Source organism: Curtobacterium sp. VKM Ac-2887 (genome assembly GCF_015350935.1).
Classification (GTDB): Bacteria; Actinomycetota; Actinomycetes; order Actinomycetales; family Microbacteriaceae; genus Curtobacterium.
Map to the genome: position 1 here is coordinate 219,861 of NZ_JADKSB010000008.1, position 8,523 is coordinate 228,383.

At 69.4% G+C, this 8,523-nt stretch carries 8 protein-coding genes; all 8 read left to right on the plus strand.

Features of this window, described 5'->3' with window-relative positions; translation table 11 throughout:
* The first annotated feature begins 9 nt into the window (after positions 1–9).
* The 8 genes from ilvC to ITJ69_RS11605 all read left to right on the plus strand — a co-directional run bounded on the left by ilvC (position 10) and on the right by ITJ69_RS11605 (position 8,005).
* A complete protein-coding gene (gene ilvC / locus ITJ69_RS11570) occupies positions 10–1,035 on the plus strand; it encodes a ketol-acid reductoisomerase (protein ID WP_111085939.1) in 1,026 nt (341 codons plus the stop codon).
* Positions 1,036–1,247: 212 nt separating this feature from the next.
* On the plus strand, positions 1,248–2,438 hold the full coding sequence (locus ITJ69_RS11575; RefSeq protein WP_123292269.1) for a mannitol-1-phosphate 5-dehydrogenase: 1,191 nt from the start codon (positions 1,248–1,250) through the stop codon (positions 2,436–2,438).
* A 61-nt stretch (positions 2,439–2,499) separates the two neighbouring features.
* Positions 2,500–2,964, plus strand: a complete 465-nt coding sequence (locus ITJ69_RS11580) for a hypothetical protein (protein ID WP_194672816.1) — start codon at positions 2,500–2,502, stop codon at positions 2,962–2,964.
* Complete coding sequence (locus ITJ69_RS11585; RefSeq protein WP_123938752.1) at positions 2,961–3,341, plus strand: hypothetical protein; 381 nt, start codon at positions 2,961–2,963, stop codon at positions 3,339–3,341. The genes ITJ69_RS11580 and ITJ69_RS11585 overlap by 4 nt, the downstream gene beginning before the upstream one ends.
* 78 nt (positions 3,342–3,419) lie before the next feature.
* Positions 3,420–5,009, plus strand: coding sequence for a phosphoglycerate dehydrogenase (gene serA / locus ITJ69_RS11590; protein ID WP_123938753.1), 1,590 nt, complete (start codon positions 3,420–3,422; stop codon positions 5,007–5,009).
* A complete protein-coding gene (locus ITJ69_RS11595) occupies positions 5,009–6,079 on the plus strand; it encodes a 3-isopropylmalate dehydrogenase (RefSeq protein WP_123292273.1) in 1,071 nt (356 codons plus the stop codon). Before serA ends, ITJ69_RS11595 begins: the two co-directional genes overlap by 1 nt.
* 15 nt (positions 6,080–6,094) lie before the next feature.
* Entirely contained in the window at positions 6,095–7,204 is a 1,110-nt protein-coding gene (locus tag ITJ69_RS11600; RefSeq protein WP_133938877.1) for a branched-chain amino acid aminotransferase, read from the plus strand.
* A gap of 30 nt (positions 7,205–7,234) precedes the next feature.
* The gene (locus ITJ69_RS11605) at positions 7,235–8,005 is read left to right on the plus strand and encodes a fumarylacetoacetate hydrolase family protein (RefSeq protein WP_194672817.1); all 771 of its coding nucleotides are present in this window, start codon (positions 7,235–7,237) and stop codon (positions 8,003–8,005) included.
* Positions 8,006–8,523: the final 518 nt, after the last annotated feature.

Sequence of the window (8,523 nt, forward strand, 5' to 3'; positions counted from 1 at the left end):
CACACCCTCGTGACTGACATCGTGTACGACGCCGACGCCGACCTGACGCTCATCCAGGGCAAGAAGGTCGCCGTCATCGGGTACGGCTCGCAGGGCCACGCCCACGCCCTCAACCTCCGTGACTCGGGTGTCGAGGTCAAGATCGGCCTCAAGGAGGGCTCGAAGAGCCGTCAGAAGGCCGAAGAGGCCGGCTTCGAGGTCCTCACCCCGGCCGACGTCACCGCCTGGGCCGACGTCGTCGTCATCCTCGCGCCGGACCAGGTCCAGCGCATCGTCTACGCCGACGACATCCGTCCGAACCTCAAGCCGGGCGCCACGCTCGTCTTCGGCCACGGCTTCAACATCCGCTTCGGCTACATCGAGGCGCCCGAGGGCGTCGACGTGTCGCTCGTCGCCCCGAAGGGCCCGGGTCACACCGTCCGTCGCGAGTACGAGGCCGGCCGTGGCGTCCCCGTGATCGTCGCCGTCGAGGTCGACGCGTCGGGTTCCGCCTGGGACCTCGCCTGGTCGTACTCGAAGGCCATCGGTGGTCTGCGCTCCGGCGGCATCAAGACGACCTTCACCGAGGAGACCGAGACCGACCTGTTCGGCGAGCAGGCCGTCCTGTGCGGTGGCACCTCGCAGCTCATCCAGTACGGCTTCGAGACCCTGGTCGAGGCGGGCTACCAGCCGCAGATCGCGTACTTCGAGGTCCTGCACGAGCTCAAGCTGATCGTCGACCTGATCTGGGAGGGCGGCCTCACCAAGCAGCGCTGGTCGATCTCCGACACCGCCGAGTTCGGTGACTACGTCTCCGGCCCGCGCGTGATCTCGCCCGACGTCAAGGAGAACATGAAGGCGGTGCTCGCGGACATCCAGAACGGTGCCTTCGCGAAGCGCTTCATCGACGACCAGGACGCCGGCGCACCCGAGTTCAAGGCGCTGCGCGCCAAGGGCGAGGGCCACCCGATCGAGGCGACCGGCCGCGAGCTCCGCGCGCTCTTCGCGTGGAAGCAGAACGACGGCGACTACGTGGACGGCTCGGCAGCGCGGTAGTCTTCCGAGGAACACTCGATGACGAGGCGGCGGTGCAGCCCTTGCACCGCCGCCTCGCGACGTGACCCGAACGTTATGCAGCAGCTCTTCTCCAGCCCCGACGCCGTGGACCGGCGTCCCCTCGGCGTGCGCCCGGACGATGTGCGACAGCCGTCGTCCGCGGGCCGCACGAGCGGTCAGGGGCGGACCGACCAGCATGGGATGATCATCGGATGGCGGTGACGAAACGAGCGGTCCACATCGGCGCCGGCAAGATCGGGCGCGGGTTCGTGGGCCAGTTCCTCGTGGCGAGCGGCTACGAGCTCACCTTCGTCGACGTCGACGACCGTGTGGTGTCCGCGTTGAACGAAGCCGGACGCTTCGTGGTGCACGAGGTCGGCGAGATGCCGGTCGAGCACCTCGTCTACGGCTTCCGGGCGCTCAGCAGCAAGACCGATCGTGACCGCGTGATCCAGGCGATCGCCGAGGCGGACGTCGTGACGACCGCCGTCGGCGCCCGGACGCTCCCGCTCGTCGCACCGCTCATCGCCGAGGGACTCGCGGCACGTCCGCTCGAGCGCGGCGACGTCACGATCGTGGCGTGCGAGAACGCGTTCAACGCCACCGATTCGCTGCACGCGAGCATCCGGCGTGCGCCGGTGCTCGAGGACCGCGACATCGCCGCGGTCTTCGCGAACTGCGCCATCGACCGCATCGTCCCCGACCAGTCCGGCGTGCTCGGGCAGTCCGGCGGCCTCGACGTCGTGCTCGAGCCCTTCTACGAGTGGGTCATCGAGCGCACGCCGTTCCTCGGTTCCGACGCCGAACCCCCGACGATCGAGGGCGTCACCTGGGTCGACGACCTGCAGCCCTTCGTCGAGCGCAAGCTCTACACGGTGAACACCGCGCACGCGACGGCCGCCTACCACGGCTACGTCCGGGGCATCCGGCTCATCCGCGAAGCCCTCGAGGACGACGCCGTCCGTGCCGAGGTCGACGGCGTGCTCGCCGAGACCACCGCGCTGCTCGTCGCGAAGCACGGCTTCGACCCGGAGGACCACGCTCGGTACGTCGCGGCGAACCTGTCGCGCATCGCGAATCCACACCTCCCCGACACCACCGTGCGCGTCGGACGCAACCCGCTCCGCAAGCTCGGCCGACGCGAGCGCTTCGTGGGTCCCGCCGCGCAGCTCGCCGAACGCGGGTTGCCGGTCGAGCACCTGCTCGGGGCCGTCCGCGTCGCGCTCGCGTTCGACGACGAGAACGACCCGGAGTCGATCGAGCTGCACGCGCTGCTCCGCTCCGGCGCGACGGCGCACGCGCTCACCGAGATCCTCACCGGCCTGATGGAGAGCCACCCGCTCTTCCCCGCCGTGCGCGACGTCGTCGCCGAGGTGCTCGCGACGCAGCCCGCCGACGCCTGAGCGCACGTCCCACCGGGAACCCGTGGTCTCCCCGTGCGCCGGTCCCTCGTAGGATCGAGGCATGAACACGGCAGCATCCCCACCCGACGGGTCGGTCGACCCGGACGTGACGAACGCCGTCGACCACGACGACGAGGCGCTCAACTGGGGTGACGCCGACGACGCCACCCACGTCGACGCCGCGCACAACCCGGTCGCCGTCAAGGACCGTGGCGACCGCGACCCCGAGGCACCGGAGACCTCCGGCGCCCTCGTCGGGTTCGGCGTGTTCGGTGGGCTCTACCTGCTCTACACGGTCGCCTGGCTGCTGACGGCGTCGACCTCGTACGTCTCGGGTGTCGACACCGTCCTGACGGTCTTCGTCGAGGTGCTCCGGTTCCTCGCCATCCTCGCGCCGGCGCTGTGGTTCACGGTGGTGCTGTGGGCCGCCCGCGGCAGCCGGACCCGGACCCGACTGCTCTGGATGCTGCTCGGCGCCGTGGTGCTGTTCCCGTGGCCGTTCCTGCTGACGCGGAGCTTCGGGTGACCGCCGCGACGCCGGTCGGCCGCCGGTCGCGCGGTCCGGTCGTCGGCCGCATCGCGGTCTGGCTCGTGTTCGCCGTGCTGTTCGCCTACATGACGGTGCAGGCGGTGGGGAACCTCACGCAGATCTCGCAGCGGGTGGACGAGTTCAACGCGTTCCTCGCGACCACCTCCGGTGGCGAGTCGCTGCAGGCGAGCACGCCCTGGGCGTGGTTGGTCCTGGACATCCTGATCGCCCCGGTCGCGTTCGTGGTCGCCCTGGTGATCACGCGTCGTGCGCGGCTCGCGGTCACCCTCGCCGTCTTCGTCCTCGCCTTCGCGGCGGCGGGCGCCCTCTGGCTCGACCTGCAGCTGTTCGTGCCGAGCCTGCTGCAGTTCTAGGCGCCCGCGGTCGTAACGGGCCGCGCACGTCGATAGCATGGTGGGATACCAACCGTCTCTCGTGAGGAAACAGCAGCTGTGTCGAAGCCGGTCGTCCTGATCGCCGAAGAACTCTCGCCCGCCACGGTCGACGCCCTCGGGCCCGACTTCGAGATCCGGAACGTGGACGGCACCGACCGCCCCGCGCTCCTGTCGGCCCTCGCCGACGCGGATGCCGTGCTGGTGCGTTCCGCCACCAAGGTCGATGCCGAGGCGATCGCCGCGGCCCCGAACCTCAAGGTCGTCGCCCGTGCCGGTGTCGGCCTGGACAACGTCGACATCAAGGCGGCGACCACCGCCGGTGTCATGGTGGTGAACGCGCCGACGTCGAACATCATCTCCGCCGCCGAGCTCACCGTCGGGCACATCCTGTCGCTCGCCCGCCACATCCCGGCCGCGCACGCGTCGCTGGCCGCCGGTGCGTGGAAGCGCTCGTCGTACACCGGCGTCGAGCTCTACGAGAAGACCGTCGGCATCATCGGTCTCGGCCGCATCGGCGCGCTCATCACGCAGCGCCTGCAGGCCTTCGGCGTCCAGGTGATCGCGTACGACCCCTACGTCACGACGGCTCGCGCCCAGCAGCTCGGGGTCGAGCTCGTCTCCCTCGACGACCTGCTGCGGCGTGCCGACTTCGTCACGATCCACATGCCGCGCACCCCCGAGACCCTCGGCATGATCTCGGACGACCAGTTCGCGCTCATGAAGCCGACGGCGTTCGTCGTGAACGTCGCCCGCGGCGGCCTGATCGACGAGGACGCCCTGCACCGTGCACTGACCGCGAACACCATCGCGGGTGCCGGCCTCGACGTCTTCGTGTCGGAGCCCCCGAAGGACTCCCCGCTCGTCGCGCTGCCCAACGTCGTCGTCACGCCGCACCTGGGTGCCTCGACGGACGAAGCGCAGGAGAAGGCCGGCGTCTCGGTCGCCAAGTCGGTGCGTCTCGCGCTCGGCGGCGAGCTCGTGCCGGACGCGGTCAACGTCGCCGGCGGCGTCATCGACCCGTACGTCCGCCCCGGCATCCCGCTCGTCGAGAAGCTCGGCCAGGTCTTCACGGCCCTCGCCACGTCGCCCGTCACGAGCATCGACGTCGAGGTCCACGGCGAGCTCGCCGAGTACGACGTCAGCGTGCTCAAGCTCGCGGCGCTCAAGGGCGTCTTCACCGACGTCGTCAGCGACCAGGTCTCCTACGTCAACGCCCCGCTCATCGCGGAGCAGCGCGGTGTCACCGTGCGGCTCATCACCGAGACCGACAGCCCCGAGTACCGCAACGTGCTCACGATCCGCGGCGCCCAGTCCGACGGCCCCGCGATCAGCGTCTCCGGCACGCTCACCGGCCCCAAGCAGGTCGAGAAGCTGGTCGAGATCAACGGGCACGACGTCGAGGTCCCGCTCGACCGGCACCACGTCGTCATGGAGTACGTCGACCGCCCGGGCATCGTCGCGGTCTACGGCAAGGAGTTCGGCGAGGCCGGCATCAACATCGCGGCGATGCAGATCTCGCGCGAAGCCGCCGGCGGCCAGGCGCTCAGCGTCCTCACCGTCGACTCGCCGGTGCCCGCCGAGATCCTCGAGCACGTCGGCCGGGCGATCGACGCCTCCTCGCTCCGCGAGATCGACATCACGCTCTGATGGCCGTCCGGACGCTCCAGCTCGCGGTGATCCGCGGGGACGGCATCGGACCAGAGGTGGTCGACGAGGCCCTCAAGGTCCTGCACGCCGTGACCCCGGACGACCTCGTCATCGAGGAGACCCCGTTCTCCCTCGGTGCGACGCGCTACCTCGAGACCGGTGACATCCTCACCGAGGACGACATGTCCGCCATCGCGTCGCACGACGCGATCCTGCTCGGCGCCGTCGGCGGGGACCCCCGCGACCCCCGGCTCGCCGGCGGGATCATCGAGCGTGGGCTCCTGCTGAAGCTGCGCTTCGCGTTCGACCACTACGTCAACCTGCGACCGACCAAGGTCCACGACGCCGTTGCGACGCCGCTCGCCGACCCGGGCGCGGTGGACTTCGTCGTCGTGCGCGAGGGCACCGAGGGGCCGTACGTCGGCAACGGCGGCGCCATCCGCACGGGCACGCCGCAGGAGATCGCGACCGAGGTCTCGCTGAACACCGCGTTCGGTGTCGAGCGGGTCGTCCGCTACGCCTTCGACCTGGCGAACCGTCGGGCACGGAAGCACCTCACGCTCGTGCACAAGAGCAACGTCCTGGTGCACGCCGGAGCCCTGTGGCAGCGCACGGTCGCGGCCGTCGGCGCGGAGTTCCCGGACGTCACGGTGGACTACCAGCACGTCGATGCGGTCACCATCCACATGGTGCGGGATCCTGCTAGGTTCGACGTCATCGTCACCGACAACCTCTTCGGCGACATCATCACCGACCTGGCCGGCGCGATCAGCGGCGGCATCGGTCTGGCGGCCTCGGGCAACATCAACCCGGACGGCACCTTCCCCAGCATGTTCGAGCCGGTCCACGGCTCCGCGCCGGACATCGCGGGTCAGCAGAAGGCCGATCCCACGGCCGCCATCCTCTCCGTCGCCCTGCTGCTCGACCACATCGGTCGCAGCGACCTGGCGACGGCGGTGACGCGGGCCGTCGAGGCGGACCTGGCAGACCGGGGCACCACGCAGCGTCGCACGGCCGAGATCGGCGACGCCATCGCCGCCGCGGCCACGGCACGCACCACCACCGCCTGAGAAGGAGCCCTCCCCATGAGCACCGACACCGCCTTCGGACTCGAGTTCGCCACCACCCCGTCCGCGGACCGTCGTGCCGCAGCCGAGCGCGAGGAGATCCTCGCCGACCCGGGCTTCGGCAAGCACTTCACGGACCACATGGCCACCGTCGAGTGGACGCTCGACGGCGGTTGGCACGGTGCCTCGGTCCACCCCTACGGCCCGCTCTCGCTCGACCCGAGCGCCAGCGTGCTGCACTACGCGCAGGAGATCTTCGAGGGGCTCAAGGCGTACCGGCACGCGGACGGGTCGGTGTGGTCCTTCCGCCCGGACGCCAACGCCCGTCGGTTCCAGCGGTCGGCCCGTCGGCTGGCGTTGCCGGAACTGCCGGTCGAGGCCTTCGTCGAGTCGATCCGGCAGCTCGTGCAGACCGACGTCGACTGGGTGCCGTCCGCGCCCGAGACGAGCCTGTACCTCCGGCCGTTCATGATCGCGACCGAGTCGTTCCTGGGGGTGCGTGCCGCGCAGGCGGTGGCGTACCACTGCATCGCGAGCCCGGCCGGGGCGTACTTCGCCTCGGGCCCGAAGCCGGTCTCGATCTGGCTGTCGACCCAGTACGCCCGCGCAGGCAAGGGCGGGACCGGTGCCGCCAAGACCGGTGGCAACTACGCGTCGTCGCTGCTGCCACAGCAGGAGGCCTACGAGCACGGGTGCCAGCAGGTCATGTTCCTCGACTCGGTCGAGGGCAAGTACCTCGAAGAACTCGGCGGCATGAACGTCGTGCTCGTGAAGTCCGACGGCACGCTCGTCACGCCGGACTCCGACTCCATCCTCGAGGGCATCACGCGCGACTCGATCCTGCAGTTGGCAGAGGACCGCGGGCTCACGGTCGAGAAGCGCCGGGTGACCCTCGACGAATGGCGTGACGGTGTGGCCGACGGCTCCATCACCGAGGCGTTCGCCTGCGGGACGGCCGCCGTCGTGACCCCGATCGCGGAGCTCCGCGGCGAGGGCTTCACGATCGGTTCGCCGACCGAGGGCGCCGGGGAACTCACGATGTCCCTGCGCGACGAGCTCACCGACATCCAGTACGGCCGTCGTCCCGACCCGCACGGGTGGATGACGAAGCTGACCGACGCGTCCTGATCGACGTCCGAGCGTGGGTAGGGTCGAACGGTGAAGATCGCACGGTTCAGCAGCAAGGGTGAAGACCCCCGGTACGGCATCCTCGACGAGCGGCACCTGGTGGTGCTCGCCGGAGACCCGATGTACCAGGGGTTCGAGACCACGGGGGAGCGCGTCGCACTCGCCGACGTCAAGCTCCTCGCCCCCGTCATCCCGCGGTCGAAGGTGGTCGGGGTGGGGCTCAACTACCTCGAGCACGCCTCGGAGATGGACGAGCGCGCCGGCGACGACCCGGTGGTGTTCCTCAAGCCGAACACCTCGGTGATCGGACCCGACGAACCCATCCGTCTGCCGGCGGACATCGGCCGCGTCGATCACGAGGGCGAACTCGCCATCGTGATCGGATCGCTCGCCAAGAACGTCCGGCGCGAGGACTTCGCGAGCGTCGTGCTCGGGTACACGATCGCCAACGACGTGACCGCCCGCGACCTGCAGGCCCGCGACGGCCAGTGGACCCGTTCGAAGGGGTTCGACACCTTCTGCCCGCTCGGCCCCGTGATCGAGACCGAGATCGACCCGTCGGACATCCGCATCGAGACCCGCGTGGACGGCGACCTGCGCCAGGCGGGTTCGACGAACGAGATGGTGCACGACATCCCCTCGCTGGTCGAGTTCGTGTCGTCGATCTGGACCCTGCTGCCCGGTGACGTCATCCTGACCGGTACCCCCGCCGGGGTGGGCCAGATCCGCGACGGCGAGGTCGTCGAGGTCACGATCTCGGGCATCGGCACGCTCAAGAACCCGGTGATCGCGCGCCACTGACCCGGCTCGTCAGCCCACGGCCCGTTCCCCCTCGGGGGAGCGGGCCGTTCCGCGTTCGGGGCCGTTCCGGGCGACACGCCCGGGATGCGGCCTGGCTTGGCGCAGCCGTTCGTCCCTGCGTAAAGTAATCACTCGTTGCCACGGCGGCGGAGAACGGAACGGCTGAGACGGTCACTGGGTTTACCCGGGGATCTTGTCCGCCAGGGTTCTTCCCCGGGCAGCGGATTCACCAGCCTCTCTGGCGGAGCATCTTCGGGTGTCGAGCGGGGGAGTGCGTCTGGTCCTTGAGAACTCAACAGCGTGCACATTGTCAATGCCAATTTATTGATTGACCTCGTGCCTGGCCTTCCTTCGGGTTGGTTGGGTTTGAGACAATTCCTTTTGGATTGAAGATTGTCAGTAGACAGTCAACAGTCAGAATCAACTCGGTCTGACACTTTCGGGTGTTGGGTCTGTATTTTTTTACGGAGAGTTTGATCCTGGCTCAGGACGAACGCTGGCGGCGTGCTTAACACATG